This is a genomic window from Corynebacterium sp. MSK004 (assembly GCF_030232515.1).
GTDB classification, from domain to species: domain Bacteria; phylum Actinomycetota; class Actinomycetes; order Mycobacteriales; family Mycobacteriaceae; genus Corynebacterium; species Corynebacterium hesseae.
This window is the reverse complement of the sequence record NZ_JASPKB010000008.1, coordinates 122,554-142,950: the sequence shown is the minus strand read 5'-3', so window position 1 is coordinate 142,950 and position 20,397 is coordinate 122,554. Positions and strand designations below refer to the sequence as shown.

General features: G+C 61.4%; 17 protein-coding genes and 1 pseudogene. 15 read left to right on the top strand and 3 right to left on the bottom strand.

Features of this window, described 5'->3' with window-relative positions; all coding sequences use genetic code 11:
• The first annotated feature begins 109 nt into the window (after positions 1 to 109).
• The 10 genes and pseudogenes from QP999_RS10740 to ffh all read left to right on the top strand — a co-directional run bounded on the left by QP999_RS10740 (position 110) and on the right by ffh (position 11,923).
• On the top strand, positions 110 to 3,091 hold the full coding sequence (locus QP999_RS10740) for a DUF4040 family protein (RefSeq protein WP_070526898.1): 2,982 nt from the start codon (positions 110 to 112) through the stop codon (positions 3,089 to 3,091).
• Positions 3,088 to 3,525, top strand: coding sequence for a cation:proton antiporter subunit C (locus tag QP999_RS10735; RefSeq protein WP_284848281.1), 438 nt, complete (start codon positions 3,088 to 3,090; stop codon positions 3,523 to 3,525). The genes QP999_RS10740 and QP999_RS10735 overlap by 4 nt, the downstream gene beginning before the upstream one ends.
• Entirely contained in the window at positions 3,526 to 5,067 is a 1,542-nt protein-coding gene (locus QP999_RS10730) for a monovalent cation/H+ antiporter subunit D family protein (RefSeq protein ID WP_070526904.1), read from the top strand.
• Positions 5,068 to 5,622, top strand: a complete 555-nt coding sequence (locus QP999_RS10725; protein ID WP_070526907.1) for a monovalent cation/H+ antiporter subunit E — start codon at positions 5,068 to 5,070, stop codon at positions 5,620 to 5,622.
• Positions 5,619 to 5,909, top strand: a complete 291-nt coding sequence (locus QP999_RS10720; RefSeq protein WP_070445483.1) for a cation:proton antiporter — start codon at positions 5,619 to 5,621, stop codon at positions 5,907 to 5,909. Before QP999_RS10725 ends, QP999_RS10720 begins: the two co-directional genes overlap by 4 nt.
• Positions 5,910 to 5,913: 4 nt before the next feature.
• Positions 5,914 to 6,282 carry a Na+/H+ antiporter subunit G gene (locus tag QP999_RS10715; protein ID WP_070526910.1) on the top strand — a complete coding sequence of 123 codons (369 nt, stop codon included), beginning with the start codon at positions 5,914 to 5,916 and terminating at the stop codon, positions 6,280 to 6,282.
• Positions 6,283 to 6,439: 157 nt separating this feature from the next.
• A pseudogene (locus QP999_RS10710) lies at positions 6,440 to 7,826 on the top strand (ammonium transporter).
• Between the two features lie 3 nt (positions 7,827 to 7,829).
• On the top strand, positions 7,830 to 8,168 hold the full coding sequence (locus tag QP999_RS10705) for a P-II family nitrogen regulator (RefSeq protein ID WP_070526914.1): 339 nt from the start codon (positions 7,830 to 7,832) through the stop codon (positions 8,166 to 8,168).
• Between the two features lie 3 nt (positions 8,169 to 8,171).
• On the top strand, positions 8,172 to 10,271 hold the full coding sequence (locus tag QP999_RS10700; protein ID WP_070526917.1) for a [protein-PII] uridylyltransferase: 2,100 nt from the start codon (positions 8,172 to 8,174) through the stop codon (positions 10,269 to 10,271).
• 50 nt (positions 10,272 to 10,321) lie between these two features.
• Positions 10,322 to 11,923: a signal recognition particle protein gene (gene ffh / locus QP999_RS10695; protein ID WP_070526920.1), complete on the top strand. Its 1,602-nt coding sequence runs from the start codon at positions 10,322 to 10,324 to the stop codon at positions 11,921 to 11,923.
• A 65-nt stretch (positions 11,924 to 11,988) separates the two neighbouring features.
• On the opposite strand, the gene QP999_RS10690 is transcribed toward ffh, so the two are convergent.
• Positions 11,989 to 14,241, bottom strand: a complete 2,253-nt coding sequence (locus tag QP999_RS10690) for an acyltransferase family protein (RefSeq protein ID WP_070526924.1) — start codon at positions 14,239 to 14,241, stop codon at positions 11,989 to 11,991.
• A 295-nt stretch (positions 14,242 to 14,536) separates the two neighbouring features.
• On the opposite strand from QP999_RS10690, the gene rpsP reads away from it, so the two are divergent.
• The gene (gene rpsP / locus QP999_RS10685; RefSeq protein WP_046648030.1) at positions 14,537 to 15,061 is read left to right on the top strand and encodes a 30S ribosomal protein S16; all 525 of its coding nucleotides are present in this window, start codon (positions 14,537 to 14,539) and stop codon (positions 15,059 to 15,061) included.
• 53 nt (positions 15,062 to 15,114) lie between these two features.
• On the opposite strand, the gene QP999_RS10680 is transcribed toward rpsP, so the two are convergent.
• Both QP999_RS10680 and QP999_RS10675 read right to left on the bottom strand, forming a co-directional pair.
• Entirely contained in the window at positions 15,115 to 15,783 is a 669-nt protein-coding gene (locus QP999_RS10680) for a TetR/AcrR family transcriptional regulator (RefSeq protein WP_070526927.1), read from the bottom strand.
• Positions 15,784 to 15,806: 23 nt separating this feature from the next.
• Positions 15,807 to 16,205 carry a cupin domain-containing protein gene (locus QP999_RS10675; RefSeq protein WP_070526931.1) on the bottom strand — a complete coding sequence of 133 codons (399 nt, stop codon included), beginning with the start codon at positions 16,203 to 16,205 and terminating at the stop codon, positions 15,807 to 15,809.
• Positions 16,206 to 16,238: 33 nt separating this feature from the next.
• On the opposite strand from QP999_RS10675, the gene rimM reads away from it, so the two are divergent.
• From rimM to QP999_RS10655, 4 genes are read left to right on the top strand one after another with little or no spacing between them, the layout of a single operon-like run.
• Entirely contained in the window at positions 16,239 to 16,739 is a 501-nt protein-coding gene (gene rimM / locus QP999_RS10670) for a ribosome maturation factor RimM (RefSeq protein ID WP_070526934.1), read from the top strand.
• Positions 16,736 to 17,578 (top strand): tRNA (guanosine(37)-N1)-methyltransferase TrmD, encoded by an 843-nt coding sequence (gene trmD / locus QP999_RS10665; RefSeq protein WP_284848280.1) that lies wholly within the window; start codon positions 16,736 to 16,738, stop codon positions 17,576 to 17,578. Before rimM ends, trmD begins: the two co-directional genes overlap by 4 nt.
• Position 17,579: 1 nt before the next feature.
• Complete coding sequence (locus QP999_RS10660) at positions 17,580 to 17,948, top strand: hypothetical protein (protein ID WP_070533206.1); 369 nt, start codon at positions 17,580 to 17,582, stop codon at positions 17,946 to 17,948.
• Positions 17,949 to 17,988: 40 nt separating this feature from the next.
• Complete coding sequence (locus tag QP999_RS10655; protein ID WP_284848279.1) at positions 17,989 to 20,292, top strand: Tex family protein; 2,304 nt, start codon at positions 17,989 to 17,991, stop codon at positions 20,290 to 20,292.
• The last annotated feature ends 105 nt before the right edge of the window (positions 20,293 to 20,397 follow it).

The window sequence follows — 20,397 nt, the reverse complement described above, 5'->3', positions numbered from 1 at the left end:
TCCCATTAAAGATGTGCTTTGGGGGAGGTCACAATGGTAGTCTAGGACAGTCCTGTCTATGTGAGGCTGATTAAACAGCCCTAACAACGGTTCGTGAGGCTACTCTTTCGTGACACTCTTGTATGTCGTCCTCCTCGCAGCTGTCGCAGTGGCGCTAGCACCAGTAGCCGTCAAGGTTGCTGATCGCGCAGCCGGCTACCCGCTAGCCGGCATTTTTATTATCGCCGCGGCACTGTTGGCTAAAGAATTTCCGGCACTGGCCCGGGGCGAAGAACTGTCCTATTCCGTGACGTGGGTGCGCGATGTCATCGCGCCAGGCGTTGACGTTAATCTCGCCTTCCGGGGCGATGCACTGGGCATTTTCTTTGCCATGTTGGCTCTCGTCATCGGCGCAGTGGTGTTCACCTACTCTGCGGCCTACCTGCCCAAAGGTAAAGGCAACGTCAGTTTTTATGTGCTGATGACAGCGTTTACGCTGTCGATTCTCCTGCTCGTGCTGGCTAACGACGTCGTGGTGCTCTTCCTGGCTTGGGAGCTGGTATCGCTGGCGTCGTTCATGTTGATCGCGCGCAGCGGCAAGTCCGGTGAGGCCGGTTCGCAGCGCACGCTCATCCTGACCTTCATCGGCGGCCTCACCTTGCTGTCCGGCGTGGCGATTGCCGCAACGGCTGCGGGGACCACGAGCCTCGAGGGCATCCTCGCCTCTGATGTGTGGGCCGAGCGCCCAGGCCTGACCGCCGGGGTTGCCATTCTCATTGCGGTCTCGGCGTTTACCAAGTCCGCGCAGTTCCCCTTCCACTTCTGGCTGCCGGAGGCCATGGCGGCCGCCACGCCGGTCTCGGCCTTCCTGCACGCAGCGGCCGTGGTGAAGGCCGGCGTTTATCTGTTGATTCGTTTCTCCACCATCTTCCATGATGTTGCAGCGTGGAACTGGCTGCTCATCGTCGCCGGTATGGGTACCGCAGTGATGTCGGCGGTCTTTGCCGTGCAGAAGACGGACTTGAAGAAGCTGACCGCGTACTCCACTGTGTCCCACCTGGGATGGATTGTGGCCACGATTGGTGTTGGCACCCCGTTCGCTATCGCAGCGGCCCTCGTGCACACGCTGGCGCACGCGTTGTTTAAGTCCTCCATCTTCATGCTCATTGGCGTCATCGACCACGAGGCTGGTTCACGTGACATCCGCCGCCTTGGTGTGCTGTGGAACAAGATGCCGTGGACCTTTGGCTCCATGCTCATTGGTGCTGCCTCCATGGCGGCGGTCCCGCCGCTGTTTGGCTTCGTGTCGAAGGAAGGAATGCTCACCGCCTTCGAGGAGGCACCAATTGGCTCGACCGGCCAGGTGCTGCTGCTCATCGTCGCCGGCGTGGGTGCGTTCTTCACTTTTACCTACTCCGCCAAGATCATCTTCGGTGCCTTCTTCGATGGCCCACGCAACATGTCGCATGTTCATGAGGCGCCGGTCAGGCTGTGGCTGCCCGCGGCGCTGCCCGGTGTGATGTCGGTGCCGATCATCTTCGTCATGGGAGCGCTCGATAAGCCGCTCGATAACATCGTGGCGGCCATCGGCATGGAGGGTCATTCCCACCTCGCGCTGTGGCACGGCCTGAACGTTCCGCTGCTTATTTCCGTGGTGGTGCTTATCGCTGGCATCATCGCGTTGTTCTTCCGTACGCCGCTGTGGACCGCGATGGAGGAGCGCCAGCTCCTGCCGCGCACCGGTAACCAAATCCTGAAGTGGATCCAGGACGTGTGCGCAGCCTTCGGCCGCTTCGTCGGCCGCATGTCGGATACCCACAACCCGTCGAAGCTCATCCTGCCGATTGTCCTCCTCGTCATCATTCTTGCGGGCTCCACTTTGGTGTCGACGGGCGTCGACGGCGTGGCCTTGAACCCGCGCGTGGATGGCCTGGACAACCCGTGGGATCTGCTGCCGCTGGGCATCGTGGCGCTGTCGATGTTTGGCTTGGTTCGTACCCGCAACCGCCTCACGGGGGCGGTCATGATTGGTACCGCGGGTACCGGCGTGACCTTGCAGATGTTCCTGCTGGGTGCACCGGACGTTGCCTTGACCCAGTTCACGGTGGAGGCGCTGTCCGTCATCGTCATGATGATGGTCCTGCGCTACCTGCCGGAGAAATTCCACCCGGTACAGAACACCAACCGTAAGGTTGGCTCCATCGTGGTGGCGGTGCTCGCCGGACTCACCGCATTCCTTGGTGTGTGGGCGCTGATGGGCCGCCACGAGCGCTCCGACTTGTCCATGTGGTACCTCAATAACGCCCCAGACATCACTGGCGGCGATAACGTCGTGGCCACCATCATCGTGGAATTCCGTGCGCTTGATACCTTGGGCGAGCTGTCGGTGCTCGGCATGGCCGCCGTCGTGATCGCCGCGGTCACCTCGACGCTGCCGCGCTTCCCGTTTACCTCCGGTACGCGTCCGGCGCCGTTCGGTCAGTCGCAGCTCAACTCGGTTCCGCTGCGTAAGGGAATTTCCATTGCCATCCCGATTCTGGTGGTCATGTCCTTCATCGTGTTCTACCGCGGGCACCAGGCTTCCGGCGGCGGCTTCCCGGCTGCTCTCATCATGGGCGCGGCCATCGGCCTGACGTATCTCTCACGCGGCACCGATGAGATTGTCTTCGGCCGCATGACCCCGATTCACCTCACCGGCGTGGGCATTATCGTGGCGCTGGTAGCTGGCTTCATCGGCTACATCCCGACGTCGCATAGTTCCGGTGGTTTCTTGACTGCCATCCACGGCCACGCCCTGGGGCAGCACTGGACCACGTCGCTCATCTTTGACCTGGGTATCTACCTGGCGGTCCTGGGCATGCTCACGATGGCCATCAATGCTTTGGGTGGCTATCTGCGGCCAGGCACCGAGCGGGACTTCTTGCCGTGGGTCCACGATGATGATTCCGCGTTGCCGAACACGCCGCGCGTGGTGCTGGAGGATGTCGATGACCCCTACCCCGAATCCATCAACCCGTCTTCGGACCCAACGGCGTTGCTCAATGAATCCGAGGCACGCCGCCGCGCGTCCTCGCCCCACCACACTTCGGCTACAGAGGAGAAGAGCTCATGATCCTCGCACTGACCATTGCATTGCTCATCGGTAGCGCTGTCTACCTCATCCAGCAGCGCGGCCTCGTGCACATCGTGCTGGGCATGATGGCCTTCGGCCACGGTGCCAACCTCATGCTTCTGGCCACCGGCGTGTACTCTTACCGCGGAGAGTCCTTTCCGTCGCAGGTGGGCCTGGACCAGATGGCTGACCCGCTGCCGCAAGCCTTTGTGCTGACCGCCGTGGTGATTTCCATGGCAACCTCGACCATCCTGCTGACCATGGCGGCGATGGGCGCGAACGACGACACGGACGTCGTGGAGCCTGTGGATGACAACACCATTGACCACGCTTTCTCCACTCTGGGACGAGATACCCAGAACCGCGAGATTCTGCAGCGCTCGGCCAACAAGATGGATCGTTTGAAAGAACTCGAACAAGAGGAGGACAACTAGATGTATGACACCGTAAGCGCCCTCCTCCCGCTCTTCCCGGCGGTTCCCCTCGTATCGGCGGCGCTCGCATTGCTCGCGCCGTGGCATCGTGTGCGCGATGCCATCATGCTCATCGTTCCGGGCGTGGGTATCTTCGCTTCCTTTGCGCTGCTGCTCTACACCATGAACAACGGTGTGGTGGCGCATAGCGTGGGTAACTACGTGGGTAACGCAGGTATCGCCTTCGCGGCCGATACCTTCTCAGCACTGATGCTCATCACGACGATGATCGTGGCCTTCGGCGCCAACTGGTTTGCCATCGTGGGCGGCGAGACTAAGTCTCGCTACTACCCATCGCTGACGCTTATCTTGATCACCGGCGTGTGCGGCGCCCTGCTCACCGCTGATCTCTTCAACTTCTTCGTGTTCATCGAGGTCATGCTACTGCCGTCCTATGGCCTCATCACCATGTCTGGTACCTGGTCACGCTTGGCTGCCGGCCGCGCCTTCGTGCTGGTGAACTTGTTCGCCTCCACGCTTTTGGTGGTCGGTGTGGGCTATATCTACTCGGTGGCTGGCGTGGTCAACCTGGCGGCGCTCACGGGTGCTGCCGCCGGTAATGGTCCGGTGACGGTGGCCTCGGGCATCATCGTTATCGCCATCGCCGCGAAGGCCGGTGTGTTCCCCGTGCAGTCGTGGCTGCCGCGCACCTACCCGGGAACGTCCGCTGCCGTCATGGGCCTGTTCTCTGGCCTGCACACCAAGGTCGCGGTGTACATGCTCTACCGCCTGTGGGTGCAGCTCTTTGATATGGACCAGCGGTGGGGGACACTCATCATCGTCATCATGATCATCTCCATGCTGGTTGGTGCTTTCGGCGGCCTAGCTGAAAACTCCATTCGCCGCGTGCTGGGCTACCAGATGCTCAACGGTATGCCCTTCATCCTCGTGATGATGGCCTTCACTACCCATGATGCCCAGCGCGCGCTGGCTGCTGGAATCCTGTACACCATTCACCACATGCTCACGGTGGGCTCGCTTATTTTGGCCTCCGGTGCTATTGAGGAGACCTACGGTACGGGCAGGCTCAACAAGCTTTCTGGCTTGGCGCGCCGTGATCCGATTATCGCGTGGATCTTTGCCGCCGGTGCCTTCTCCGTCGTGGGCTTCCCACCCTTCTCCGGTATGTGGGGCAAGGTCCTCATCGTCGCGGAAATCGCCCGTACCGGCGGGGGATGGGCCTGGACCGTAATCACGGTGATCATCATCGCGTCCTTCGCGGCATTCCTTGCCATGTTGCGCGTGTGGCGCCGAGTCTTCTGGGGCAAGGACCTGCCCAAGGAGAAGGTGCCCGATGAACTTGTGATTCGCAAGAAGCTGATGGCGCCCTCGGCAGCGCTCATTTTGGGCTCGCTGACCATGTTCGTTCTATCCGGTCCGGTCATCAGCGTCACGATGGAAGCCTCAGCGGACTTGTTGAATACGGAGGCTTATGCAGACGCAGTGCTTGGCGACGGCCCCGTAGCCCTACCCGACATCGACTCCCTTCAGGAGGGCCGTTAAATGAAGACTGCAGTGCATGCCGTTGTCTACGCGCTATGGCTGATCAAGGAAATCTTCGTCGCGGGTTTCTCGCTCGCCGCGGAATCCTTCAAGCCGCAGAATAACTACCGGCCGGTAGTGGTGCGGTACCCCTTGCGCGTGACTAGCGCGTGGGAGATCTTCTGGTTCACCTCGTCCATTACGGCAACCCCGGGGACGCTGTCCTTGGGTTTGCGCGAGCCGGTGGCAGAAGGCCTGCCGCGCATCGTGCTGGTTCAGGCGGTCATGGGGGATGACCCAGCCAGCATCATGGAAGATCTGGCGGATATGGAGGAGCGCCTCGCCCCGCGGGTGAAGGGAATTGACTATGGCGTTCCTGGTCAGGGCCCCACAAAGGAGCTCGCGCCCACGTTTTACGAGTACCCGCTGGATACGCTGGGCCGCCATATGCGTGCACCCGATATCGCGAAGACGGACGATACCCCGCTGGCCGCGCATGATGTGGAGAAGTATTCCGTGTGGCCCCTGCGCCAGGTTGCGCAGAACAAGGATGCCCGAAAGGATGATAAGAAATGATTGATTTTTCCTCGATGAGCGCCTTTCAATGGGTAGTTTTTGTCTGTATTTTCCTCATTGGTGCATCGGTGTGCGCGGCGTTGGTGCTGGCGTTGCGCTCCCGCGATGAGCTCACCCGAACCGTGATGAGTGACATGGTCTTTTACGGCATGCTGTGCATGTATATTTCGTGGTCCATGACTAATCACGCGTCCATCGTCTATGACATCGCCATGCTCGCGGCTATTGCGGCCGGCGTTCTGCCGACGTTGTCGATGGCCCGCATCATCTCGAAGGGTAGGAGGTAAGACCATGACTATCGCGGAGATTATCGCCTCGATTCTGTTGGTCGTAGCCACGGTCTTGGTCATTGGGACCGCCATCGCCTTGTGGCGTGCGCCCGATGCCCTGACCCGCGTCAACCTGCTGGGGCCGACGGTCGGTTTGGCCGTTCCGCTGCTGCTTGTGGCGAAGTTGGTCGTGGATTTTGCTGAGAACGGGTTTTCCCTGTGGTCGCTGATCAAGGTCATGATCGCGTGTTTCGGCGTGTGGATCATCGCGTCGGTGGGCTCCTTCTACATGGGCCGTTCCATCTACGGCGTGACCGTCACGGATGTGAAGTACGCCAAGCGCATGCGCAAGAGTATGCAGACAGTTGAAGCCTCTGAGGAAGAAATCTAGGGGAGAAGCTTCAGGAAAGCGGTGAGGATAGTGCTGTTCTCACCGCTTTTTAGATCGTGGATGTGATCTAGGACTCATACTTCTTCCTAAATCTATAGAGCTATAGGTATTTTGGGAACTGTACCTATCAAGTTATAGAAAAGAGGTTAGTTGAACTATGACTCCTGATGCATTCTCGTCCGGTGATGCAGCGTGGATGCTGATCAGCGCATCCTTGGTGCTGCTCATGACCCCCGGATTGGCATTGTTCTACGGCGGAATGGCGGGCAATCGCCACGTCCTCAACATGATGATGATGTCCTTCGGCGCGTTAGCGCTGGTCCCAGTACTCTACGTCCTGTGGGGATGGTCAATGTCTTATGCGGGCAGTTCGCTGGCGGGAATCGTGGGCAACCCGTTTGAAGCCTGGGGGCTGCGCGGCCAAATCACCGGGCCCGCCGCCGAGTACATTGCCGGTAGCGCTGGTTATCCCAACGTCATCGACATCGGTTTCCAAGCCACGTTCGCCATTATTTCGATAGCCATCATCTCCGGTGCCCTCGCCGGCCGCGTGAAGTTTTCCGCGTGGTTAACTTTCGCAGGCGTGTGGGTGACCTTCGCCTACTTTCCGCTCGCCCACATGGTGTGGGGCGGGGGGAGTGCTCTCCCATGCCCCGCGCTCACTCGCAGCGTGGCTCTTCGGTGTATCAAACGGTGAGGCCCTCATCGCTCCCATCGACTTCGCCGGCGGTACCGTCGTGCACATCTCCGCTGGTGCGGCTGCCCTGGTTCTGGCCATCGTCGTGGGCCCGCGCGCGGGCTTTCCGAAGCACATCGATAGGCCCCACAACCTCCCGATGGTGATGCTGGGCGCTGCGCTTCTGTGGTTCGGCTGGTTCGGTTTCAATGGCGGTTCCGCCTTCGCTGCGGATGGGCTAGCAGGCTTGGCATGGCTCAACACCACTGTTGCGGCGGCCGCAGCGATGCTCGGCTGGATGCTGGTCGAACGCATCCGAGACCACGCCGCTACTTCGCTTGGCGCAGTATCCGGCGCTATTGCGGGACTCGTCGCCATCACCCCGGCGGCAGGAGCGCTCAGCCCGCTCGGTTCTCTCGCCCTCGGCTTCCTCGGCGGGATTATCGCCTGCCTGTGCATCGGCCTGAAGTACCGTTGGGGCTTTGATGATTCCCCGGATGTCGTTGGAGTCCACCTGTGCGCTGGTCTGTGGGGAACCGTCGGATTGGCCTTCTTTGCCACGGATAACGGCATCCTCACTGGGCACTTTTCGGAAGGCCTCAAGCTGCTCGTCGTCCAAGCGCTCATCGCGATCGTCGCGATGCTGTTCTCAGCTGCTATTACTCTGGTGGCGGCACTCATCATCCGCGCCACCCTGGGGTGGCGGATTGATGATGAAGCCGAAGGCATCGATCTGTCTGAGCACCGTGAGACCGCTTATGATTTCCGTGAGTCCGTGGCGTCGCACCGCCGCCACACCCACGACGCTAGGATTAATCCTGCACCAACCGTCCAGCCGCGGGTCGACACCGCCGGAGCTAAGGAGTAACAGATGAAGCTCATCACTGCCATCGTCAAACCGTTCACGCTGCCGGAAATCCGTGAGGCCTTGGAGCAGCACGACGTGCACGGCCTGACCGTGACCGAGACCCAGGGTTTCGGTCAGCAGCGCGGCCACAGCGAGGTCTACCGTGGTGCCGAGTATGCCACCGACTTCGTACCCAAGGTCAAGCTGGAGGTAGTCACCTCCGACGAACAGGTGGAGGATATCCTTTCTGCCATCGTTGATGCTGCCTATACCGGAAAGATCGGTGACGGCAAGATCTGGATTACTCCTGTTGAGGACGTCATCCGCGTGCGCACCGGCGAGCGCGGCGAGGCAGCCCTGTAAGAAGTGTCTACGGCCGCTCAACTGCGTGAGGAAGCCTATGCCTCGGCGATAGATCTCACGCAGTCCCTGCAGCTTCCGCCCGGCTGTGCGCTTGCCGCCACGGGTTCCTTCGCCCGCCGGGCGATGGCCCCTTTTTCGGATCTCGACCTCATCCTCCTTCACCCGGATGATATGGAGCTGCCCGAAGATGTGGTCGCCGAAATCTGGTACCCCATCTGGGATGCCAAATACCGGCTTGACTACGCTGTGCGCACTCCGCGCGAGTTCGGTGCCATCGCCGGTTCTGATCCCGCCGCCGGCTTCGCGCAGCTGGACCTGGCCTTCGTCGCCGGCGATAAGCAGCTGGTAGATTCTACCCGCGCCCAGGTCTATGCCTCGTGGCGTCGCCTGCTGCAGAGCAACTTCGACGCTTTCGTCGACCTCGCCATCACCCGCTGGCGCCGCTCCGGCACCCTGGCCACGATGACCCACCCGGATATTAAAAATGGGCGCGGCGGCCTGCGCGATATCCAATTCCTGCGGGCGCTCGCCCTCGGCAACCTCGCGGATGCCCCAGCACTTGAGGAGGAGCAGGCCTTGCTTCTCGACGTCCGCACGCTCCTCCACGTCACCGCCCGCCGGCACCGCGACGTCCTCGACCCCGAATTCGCCGCGGAGATCGCCCACGAGCTTGGTTTCGCCGACCGTTATGAGTTGTCCGCGGCCGTCGTCACCGCTGCTACTGCGGTAGACAAAGCCGTGGAGAGGGCATTGGCGACTGCCCGGGGAGTCGTATCCAAACGCAGCCACAACCGCACACGCAAACCCCTCGATATCGGGGTGGTTGATGCCGGGGGCGAGATCCGTCTCGCACGCACCGCCAACTTGGATGAGCCGTGGTTGCTTTTGCGCGTGGCCGCCGCCGCAGCGCGCTCGGGCAGAAGCGTCCCGCCTCATGTCTGGGAACAGCTGCGCGAGTTGCCGGAACTGCCCGAACGCTGGCCCGCCGCTGCGACGGATGCATTCTTCAGTTTATTGTCCTCGCCCCTCAACACTCCGCGCCTCATCCAGGAGATGGACGCGCATGGCCTGTGGGAGCGAATCGTCCCAGAGTGGGAGCACATTCGAGGCTTGTTGCCGCGGGAGCGCACGCACTCTCACACCGTGGACTATCACTCCATCCTTACCGTCGCGCGCTGTGCAGAAGCCCGCACCTCCGTGGCGCGGCCCGATCTGCTGCTCTTGGTGGGGCTCTACCACGATATTGGGAAAGGATATGGCCGCCCTCACGAGCTGGTGGGGGCGGAGATGGTGGCGCGTGCCGCGGCCAAGCTTGGTCTCGACCTGGCGGATCGCTCCCGCGTGCAAACCGTGGTCGCAGAGCACACCACTCTGGCGCGCATCGTCTCCCGCACGGACCCCTTATCCGATGAAGCGCGTGACGAGCTCCTCGAAGCCGTGCGTTATGACTACCTGACTCTGGCGCTCCTCGTTGTGCTCGCCCGCACCGATGCCGAGTCCACCGGTCCTAGCGTGTGGAACCGCAGGCTGGAGAAGGGAATCGAAGCGGTCAGTGGCCGCGCTTTCGCACAACTGGAAGCACTTCGACCAGTTCGTCCTCTGGTTGCCGCCGACCGTGATATCGGACTGCGCCACAACCCCGAGGATGACAGCTTTACCGTCCTGTGGCGCGGCAGCTACCAACGGGAGGCTGTGCGCGCGCTGGCGCTCATCGCAGCGTTGGGCTGGAACATCCTCTCCTCGCGCCTCGTGCGCACTGAGGAGGGCTATGCTGGCGAATTCGATATCCGCGCCCTCCACGGTGCCATCGATCTCGCAACGGTAGAGGAACGCCTCGTGCAGTCTTATAAATCCGGAACTTACACGGTGCTGCCGGATTTTGTACCAGGGCCCGCGACTGCGATGTGGACCAGGGGAGTCTTCGAGGTTCGAATTGATGACTACCCAGGTACCCTAGGCCACGTGCTGGCGCTGCTTCCGGAGTGCGAGTGGCTATCCACCACCACACCGGGCGCCACGATGGTGCTTCACGCAGTGCCGCTTGGCGACGTCCCCCGTGCCACCCTGGTCCGGAATGTGACCCAAGCACTGGTCAACGGCTAAGCTGGGGAAGTTATAAATTTATCCACGATAGTTGAGGGAGCACTTTTAACGTGTTTGAGTCTTTGTCTGACCGCTTGCAATCAGCCCTGTCCGGCCTGCGCGGCAAGGGCAAGCTGACCGAGGCGGACATCAATGCCACAGCACGCGAAATCCGTCTGGCGTTGCTGGAGGCGGACGTCTCGCTCAACGTCGTGCGCGGCTTTATTAAGCGCATTAAGGAACGCGCGGCAGGTGCCGAGGTTTCTGAGGCACTGAACCCGGCGCAGCAGGTAGTCAAGATCGTCAACGAGGAGCTCATCGAGATTCTCGGCGGCGAGACCCGCCGCCTGAACCTGGCGAAGAACCCGCCGACGGTCATCATGCTCGCCGGCCTTCAGGGTGCTGGTAAGACCACCTTGGCGGGCAAGCTTTCCAAGCATCTGGCTTCCAAGGGGCACACCCCGATGCTGGTGGCTTGTGACCTCCAGCGCCCGGGCGCGGTGCAGCAGCTGCAGATCGTCGGCGAGCGCGCCGGGGTAGACGTCTACGCTCCGGATCCTGGCACCTCCCTGGATTCCCACGAGCATGAGATGGGTACCTCTCATGGGGATCCGGTGGACGTCGCCAAGCGCGGTATCGAAGAGGCCAAGCGCACCCAGCACGATATCGTCATCATCGATACCGCCGGCCGCCTCGGCATTGATGAAACCCTGATGACGCAGGCCCGCAATATCCGCGACGCCGTCAACCCGGACGAAGTCCTCTTCGTCATCGACTCGATGATCGGTCAAGACGCAGTGCAGACCGCCGAGGCCTTCCGCGATGGCGTGGACTTCACCGGTGTCGTCCTGACCAAGCTGGACGGTGACGCTCGCGGTGGTGCGGCGCTGTCCATTCGTGAGGTCACGGGCAAGCCCATCATGTTCGCCTCCACCGGTGAGAAGCTCGAGGATTTCGATGTCTTCCACCCGGAGCGCATGTCCTCGCGAATTCTGGGCATGGGTGACCTGCTGACACTGATTGAGCAGGCGGAATCCAAGCTGGATCAGTCCAAGGCGGAGGAAGCCGCCAAGAAGATGGGCTCCGGCGAGATGACGCTCAATGACTTCTTGGACATGATGCTCATGGTGCGCAATCTGGGCCCGATGGGCAACCTGCTCAAGATGATGCCCGGCGGCAACAAGATGAACCAGATCGCCGACATGGTCGACGAAAAGCAGCTCGACCGCATCCAGGCCATCATCCGCGGTATGACGCCGGAGGAGCGCGAGAACCCGAAGATTCTCAACGCTTCGCGCCGCAAGCGTATTGCCCTCGGTTCTGGTGTGAGCGTTTCTGACGTCAATCAGCTCATCGAGCGCTTCACCGAAGCCAAGAAGATGATGTCGCAGATGGCCGGTCGTTTTGGCATGCCGGGCATGGGCGGTGGGCGTTCCGCTACCAAGAAGAAGCCGAAGGGCCGCAAGGGCAAGAATGGCAAGCGCAAGCCGCCGAAGCGTCGTGGTGGGGGAATGCCTGGCATGGGTGGCGGGATGCCGTCGATGCAGGAACTGCAGAAGATGCAGGAACAGCTCGGCGGCGGCATGCCCGGGCTAGGCGATATCAAGATGCCCAAGGGCATGGAGAATATCGACCTCAACAACCTGGACTTTGGGCAGGGCAAAAAGAAATAACGAAGAATGCAGCAGCATTCTTCGTTAAGAAAGGGCCGGCGCTTTTTAGCGCCGGCCCTTTTGGACTAAATGGCTTTATCTGCTGGATATGCAGGATAGGGGATAGGCACCGCGGGTGTGGCCGGTGACGTCTCAGCGGTCTGGGGCACCATGGGACTGTCCGTCGGAATCTGCGGGGGCTGCTGCTGCACCGTCTCGCCATTGAGGAAGGGGGTGATGGCTTCACGGATGAGCGGGATGGCCGAATCCGCAAAGGCCTTGGTGAAGTGGTGCATATCGCGGTAGACCATGATGTTGCCGATGATGACCGGGCAATCGCCGTTGGCATCGCAGAACCACTTCGAGGTGTCCACGGCCAGCATGTTCTTGTACTGGGAGAGGACTTCGGCGCCGGGGTCATAGGGAGCGTAGACCTCTTCGAAACGCATGCCGCAGCCGAGGGAATCCTGGGTGGCTACGTAGCATTCATCAAACTGGAGGCCATTGCCGTGCTCATCGAATCCCCACGGGTTATCACGGAAACCCAAGAAGGGAATATCGTGCTTGGCCAACTCGTCCCAGAAGGCCTTATAGCCGGGCGGGACAGCGTCTGGGCCGTGACCCAAGGGCTGACCGGGGCGCGTTGAATTAGAGACTACGAGGGCCGGGTCCGCGTCGATAATGCGCTTGACCGCTTCCTTGCTCCACTCGGCGCAAGAAGGCTTGACACTCAGTTCATCGCCGAGCTCAATGGGGCAACCCACGCGGGTGAGCGGAACCAGCTTGAAACCCATCTCGCGGCCCAAGTGATCCAAGGCCGAAGAATACTGCTCCGCGTGCGAACCGCCTACCAAGTAGACCTCGACGTCGGAATCAACGTCACCAAAGATGCACGGCGTCACGCCGTCCTTCTGGGTCTCGATGAAGTAGTCCGTTGGCTCTTGTTCCGGGATGAAGCACCAGTTATCGGCGACTGGCGGCTGGATGCCACGCGCGAGAATCGGATCAGGCTTGATCTCTACGTTCTCAGGCGGCGTGATGTTCTCGACGAAGGTCGTTGCCCCTGGGTAGAGCTTCGGGTCGAGGATTTCCTGGTTCGCCTCCTGTAGGCTGCGCAGCCACAGCGGTTGAACGGCCACGAGTGCAACGGTGCAGGCGGCGACGACGACTCCGCCAACGCCGCGCAGAGCGCCGGTGCGCGTGCGAAGGTCGGCGAAACCGCGGTGGACGGGGAGGTCGTCGGCAAGCGGGCGTTTGCGGTGCTGGCGCAGGGGCTTCTCGACGAAACGGTGCGTCACGTCCGCCAAGCCCAGCGACACCACGATGATGATGGATCCGAGCCACCACGGAGGAGTCTCAAGACCGAGCGCGGCGATGGAAATGATGAGTAGCGGCCAATGCCACAGGTAGAGCGGGTAGGCGATATCACCGAGCCAGCGAGATACCCGGGTGGTGAGCACCCGCGAGAACGACCCGCCAGAACCAATGATGATGAGTACTGCACCGCCGATGGGCAGAAGAGACAGCGGCCCAGGGAAGGCCAAGCTGTCGGAGATAACTAGGCCGGTACTAGCCAGAGCCGCCAAGCCGAGAGCCGTGGCGAGGTTGGACAGGCGCTGCGGCATGCGCAGGTGCGAACCATAAATGACGAGCACTGCGCCCAAAGTCAGCTCCCAAGCGCGAGACCATGTGGAGTAGTAATTTTCGGGGGTGCCGAAGAGTCCGTCGCGGGATGCATAGGCAAAAGAGACGACGGTAACTACGAGGAGAATCGGGCCAGCGATGGAATTAATGGAAGAGAAGCGCTGTTCTCGCAGCCCCGTGTTCTTTGGGCGCAGGCGCATGAAAGCGGCCAAGCCAAGGGCGAAGAAGATGCCCAGTAGGTAGAACTGGCCCTGCACTGCCATGGACCACATGTGCTGCAGAGGCGATGTTGTTGCTGAAGCGGCGGCGTAGTCAGCGTTCTGCCGTGCCAATTCCCAGTTCTGGTAGTAGAAGACCGTCGCAGTGATCTGCTTGGTGAGCTCCGTGTTCATGAGCTTCGGCGCGAAGAGCCGGACAAGCACATAGCTCACGCCGATGACGAGCACGAGGGAAGGAACAAGCCGGCGGAGCGTGCGCCAGATGGGCCACCACGGGTTCAGGGAGGCATTCGGCCGTGCGGCATAGCGCAGCTGCGAGCCTAAGAAGAAGTAACCGGAAAGCAGGAGGAAGACATCGACGCCACCTGAGACACGACCAACGAAGACGTGGTACAGAACAACCAAGGCGATCGCGATGCCGCGGAGGCCGTCGAGGTCGTAACGGTAGCGGAATGTAGAGGGGGCTTGTTTATTCATAAAAAGAGGATTGTGTGGCGTCGAAATAACCGCATTACAGACTACCCCCTTCGCGGGGTAAGGCCTAACCACGCAAGAGCTAAGGGGAATTTCCTATCTCGTGTGGGTTCCGCTAAAGTTGTTGAGGTTGTTCACGCACCGCGTGGAGGACACGTAAAACTTCATCTCTGCGTAACGTCGGTACCGCCTACGGACGGCCGGCACGTCACGCGCAAGATAAAATTCAAGGGTTGAACCGGCGCGCCACCAAGCGGCGCGTGTCTGAACTGCCCGGTGACTAGAAAAGGAGCCAATCATGGCCGTTAAGATCAAGCTGCAGCGTATGGGTAAGATCCGCAACGCTGAGTACCGTGTCATCGTTGCTGATGCACGCACCCGTCGCTCCGGCAAGGCTATCGAGAACATCGGTATCTACCAGCCGAAGCAGGAGCCGTCCCTGATTCAGATCGATTCCGAGCGCGCTCAGTACTGGCTGGGTGTCGGCGCACAGCCGACCGAGCCGGTTCTCGCACTGCTCAAGGTGACCGGTGACTGGCAGAAGTTCAAGGGTCTGCCGGGCGCAGAGGGCACCCTGAAGGTTGCTGAGCCGAAGCCGTCCAAGCTGGACCTCTTCAACGCTGCACTGGCTGAGGCCAACAACGGCCCGACCATCGAGGCTATCACCGAGAAGAAGCGCAAGGCCAAGGAAGAGGCCGAGGCTAAGGCTGCCGCCGAGAAGGCTGCTGAGGAAGCCGCTGCTGCTGAGGCTGCTAAGGCCGAGGAAGAGGCTGCTAAGGCTGAAGAGGCCGACTCCGCTGAGGCTGAGGAGTCCGCAGAGTAAGTTCTACTCGGCTAAAAGATTAACCCCGCTGACCTGTAGGTCGCGGGGATTATCTAGTTTTTCGGCCGTGGGAGGCGGACCTCCAGAGGATTTTCGAAGTCCAACCCGCGGACAGCGGAGGCAATAACCGACTGCGCCATAGCTTCCACCTTTTCCTCCGGTAGCGATCCCAAATGACCGCTGAGGCACAAGACTGTGAAACCGTGCACCGTGGACCATCCGGCTAGGCAATTCTGCATCATGTGCTGCCTATTGGGTTCCTGGCCAATCGAGCGCGCGTACTGTGCCATGTAGCCGTAGAAATTGAACATGGCTTGTACACGGGGGTCTTCGCCGGGCCCCTCAGCCGCGGCTACGAGCCCGGCCGGAATATCAAAGCTGCTCGCGGCCATCATGCACATAAAGAAGTGCGGCTCTTCCAAGGCATGGTGGAAGTAGGTGAAACCGGCCGCCATCATTTTGTCAATGATGGTGCCCTCCGTCGTTTCGAAGGTATCGCTGAGCTTGGTGATGAGTTCGTAGGTGGCGACGGTCCCGACGGCGTCGAGAAGCGCGGCTTGGTCCTTGAAGTGACGGTAGGCGGCTGTCGGGGAGACACCGACCGCGCGCGTTGCCGCGCGAATCGTCACCGCCTCCGGTCCACCTTCCCGGCCGAGCTTGATGGCCTCCCGGAGGATCTCTTCATGCAAATTTCCATGGTGATACGGCTTCGAACTACTCACAATAAAAGTATCGTACTAAAAGTCTAGACATTCGCGCCAATGTTCGGCGTTAACATGGTGAGCAGCATGAGTGCAGGTTGATCGCTGCAGGACACCGCATGTGGTATGCGCGCCGGAAGGTGCACGATTTGTCCGGGAACGAGCAGGTGCTCTTCTTCTCCGCAACTAAAAGTCACCGCTCCTTGTAGCACTTGGACAGTGATAGGGTGCGCGGCTTTGTGGTCAGGTAGGTCTTGTCCAGGTAGGAACGAAAAGAGGATGAGGTTCGCACCATCGGCGCTGAGGACCCGCTTAACGGCTGGTCTGGGGCGCGATGGGTTCGGTTCAGGCGCCTCATCGAGCAGGTTTAGCGTTGTGAGGGCGGCGCTGTTGTGGGAGGCGTCGCCAAAGGTGGTCACATCATTGATCGGAAGCTCAGTCATGCCGCCCCAGCGTAGCCCGTTAAGCTAGCAGGCATGGAACTACTCATTGGTCGCGTGGTGAAATCCCACGGCATTAAAGGCGAGGTCTCCGTCGAGGTGACCACCGATTCCCCTGAGACCCGATTCGCCGTCGGCGAGGTTCTCCACGGCACACAAGGCAAGAAGGAACACGAACTCACCATCGCTGCGGTGCGCGCCCACAAGGGGCGCCTGCTCATCACGTTCAAGGAAGTCCCGGACCGCACGGCCGCGGATTCCCTGCGCGGCACCCAGTTCTTCGCCGAACCCCTGGATGACCCGGAAGACGACGGCTTCTATGACCACGAGTTAGAAGGTCTGCGCGTTCTCCTTGATGGTAGTGAGGTGGGCGAGGTGACCGGCGTAACGCACGGACCCACGCAGTCCCTCCTTGAAATCACTCTCACCGAAGGTAAAGAAGCGCTCGTTCCCTTCGTGGAGGAGATCGTGCCGGAGGTTGATTTGGAGGCGGGGACCTGCACCATCACCCCGCCGGAAGGGCTGCTCGACCTATGAGGATTGACGTTCTCACCATTTTTCCGGAGTACCTCGACCCGCTGCGCCACGCGCTGCTGGGCAAGGCCATCGAGCAGGGAAAGCTTGCGGTGGGCGTGCACGACCTGCGCCAGTGGGCCACCGACGTGCACAAATCCGTCGACGATTCCCCCTATGGCGGCGGCCCAGGGATGGTGATGAAGCCTGAGGTATGGGGGCCCGCGCTTGACGACGTCTCCTCCGGCACCGCCTCCACCCAGGACCTGCAGAGCGCTTTGCCGCATCTGAGCAAGCCGCGCCACGACGACATCCATGGCGTCGAGGCACGCTCCTATGGCGAAAGCGAGAATTCGGACAAGCCGCTGCTTATCGTGCCGACTCCCGCGGGAGCGCCTTTTACTCAGGCCGATGCGCAAGCTTGGTCCACCGAGGAACACATCGTGTTCGCGTGTGGGCGCTACGAGGGCATCGATCAGCGCGTCGTCGAGGATGCCGCGCAGCGCTACCGCGTGCGCGAGGTGTCCATCGGCGATTACGTGCTCATCGGCGGAGAGGTCGCCGTGCTGGTCATTGCTGAAGCGGTGGTGCGCCTCATCCCAGGCGTGTTGGGGAACCGGCGCTCGCACGAGGAGGACTCTTTCTCCGATGGCTTGCTGGAAGGTCCTAGCTACACCAAACCGCGAGAGTGGCGCGGCCTGGCAGTTCCGGATGTACTGACTTCCGGGGATCATGCCAAGGTGGACCGGTGGCGCCGCGAGCAGTCGCTGGCCCGGACGTGGAAGCGCCGCCCGGAGCTGCTGGACGCGGCGGACCTGAGCGATGCCGACCGCGCGTACGTGGAATCCTTGAAGGAGGAATGAGATGGACATCAGTACTGACTTGTCAATACTTATGACCGAAGCCGAATGGGACAAGGTTCTCAAAGATATGCCGCAGCGTTTGCGCGAAGGCGGCGTCGAGCCGCTCGATATCAACGCAGAGATCATCTCCTTTACCTGCGAGCCCGACAATATCCTGGTCAACGAGTACATGGATAAACACGGCCAGCCGCCGGTGGGTGAGCACGTGTGGAGGGTCATCGTCAACGGCTCCTCTGAGCTGCCGTTGACCAAAGTCACCGCGGCCGTCGCGGACTGCTTGCCGCCGCACACGCTGTGGTACGGCACCTCCGAAATCGGCCACACCGAGTTTGGGCTGGGTACTTCCTGCGCGTGGCAGGGCGGGGTATAGGGTAGGAAGGTCTTTTAGTCCCCGACCAAAAAGAGGTTTTGTGAATATCGCAGCCACCATCGCCGGAGAGCTGGGCGTCAAAGAAGCACACGTTGACGCCGCCCTGAAACTCATGGCGGAGGGCAATACCGTCCCGTTTATTGCCCGTTACCGCAAGGAAGCCACCGGCGGGCTGGATGACTCCCAGCTGCGTACCATTGAGGAACGCTCGACGTACCTGCGTGAGTTGGAGGAGCGCAAGGAAACGGTGCTCGCTGCGATTGAGGAGCAGGGCAAGCTTACCGATGAGCTGCGCGCACTGATCCAGGGCTGCGAGACCAAGGCGCGCCTGGAAGATCTGTACCTGCCGTATAAGAAGCGCCGCAAGACCAAGGCGGATATCGCGCGCGAGGCAGGACTGGAGCCGCTGACGGACAAGCTCATCGAGGACCCCTCGGCGGACCCGGCCGAGCTGGCGGGGGAGTATCTCACCGAAGGTTTCGAGGAAACGAAGAAGGCCCTCGACGGCGCCCGCGCCATTCTGGTGGACCGCTTCGCACTGGATGCGGATCTGGTGGGCGAGGTGCGCGAGCGCATGTACACCAGCGGTTCCATGAACGCTGGCGTGGTCGAGGGTAAGGAAACCGAGGGCGCGAAGTTCAAGGACTACTTCGAGTTCTCCGAGCCTTTCGAGAAGCTCCCCTCGCACCGCATTTTGGCGCTGCTGCGCGGCGAAAGCGAGGGCGTGCTGCATCTCAACCTCGACGCCGGCGATGACGCCATGTACGAGGGCATGATCGCAGACCGCTTCGACCTGGACGTGTCTACCTCCCGCTGGCTTGCCGACGCCGTCCACTGGGGCTGGCGCACCAAGCTTTCCATCTCTTCCGGGCTGGACGTGCGCATGCGCCTGAAAGAGAAGGCGGAGGAAGGCGCGCTCAAGGTCTTCGCGACAAACCTGCGCGACGTTCTTCTGGCCGCCCCGGCCGGCCAGCGCGCGACGCTGGGCCTAGACCCGGGATACCGCAATGGCGTCAAGTGCGCGGTCGTTGACCCGACGGGCAAGGTCCTGGCCACCACGATTGTCTATCCGCACCAGCCGCAGCAGAAGTGGGCTGAGGCAGTGAGGGAGTTGGCGTCGCTAAGCGCTGCCCATTCGGTGGACCTCATGGCGATCGGCAACGGAACCGCATCGCGTGAGACGGAGAAGCTGGCGGGTGAGGTCGCCGACCTCATCGCGCAGGCCGGCGGTGCTCGCCCCACGCCGGTGGTGGTCTCCGAGGCTGGCGCGTCGGTGTATTCGGCCTCCCAGTTGGCGGCCGATGAATTCCCTGACATGGACGTCGCCCTGCGCGGCGCCGTTTCGATCGCGCGCCGCCTCCAGGACCCGCTGGCGGAGCTGGTGAAGATTGACCCGAAGGCGATTGGCGTGGGGCAGTACCAGCACGACGTCAACCAGGTCGCGCTCGCCCGCACCCTCGATGGCGTGGTGGAAGATGCCGTCAACGGCGTCGGCGTGGACCTGAACACGGCGTCCGCCCCGCTGCTGGAGCGCGTGGCCGGCGTGAATTCCACGATTGCGGCCAACATCGTGGCGTATCGCGATGAGAACGGCACGTTTGCCTCGCGCAAGGAGCTGAAGAAGGTGCCGCGCTTGGGGCCGAAGGCTTTTGAGCAGTCCGCGGGCTTCTTGCGCATCAATGGTGGCAAGGATCCGCTCGATGCTTCGGCAGTGCACCCGGAGGCCTACCCGGTGGTGGCGCGCATTGCGGAGAAGACCGGCCTCGAGGTCTCAGCGCTCATTGGTAATTCGCGCGTGTTGTCGAAGCTGTCGCCGGCGGACTTTGCTGACGATACCTTCGGTGTGCCGACGGTGACGGATATCATCGCGGAGCTGGATAAGCCGGGCCGCGACCCGCGTCCGGAGTTCAAGACGGCTACCTTCAAGGAAGGTGTGGACAAGGTCTCGGACTTGAAGCCGGGGATGATTCTGGAGGGCACCGTCACCAATGTTGCGGCCTTTGGTGCCTTCATCGACGTTGGCGTGCACCAAGACGGGCTTGTGCATGTGTCCGCGATGAGCCACAAGTTCGTCTCTGACCCGCATGATGTGGTCCGTTCAGGCCAAGTGGTGAAGGTCAAGGTCATGGAGGTCGACGTGGAGCGCCAGCGCATTGGCTTGTCGCTGCGGCTTGACGATGAACCCGGCCAGCCCGCTCCCAAGCGCCGCAACGGCGGTGGGCGTTCCGAGGGGCGCGGTGGCCGCTCCGACCGGCGCAACTCCCGCCGCGACGGTGGGCGTGGCCGCTCGGACCGCGGCGGCGGTGGTTCGATGGCCGATGCCCTCAAGAAGGCCGGCTTCTAACCGTTCAAACGGTTGGGGGTTTGTGAGTTTTTCGGCGGACTGTTCTGCGCGGACGGTGCATTGGACAAGTCTGTGGGATGAAGCGATCGCCGAAGGCGCGGAAGG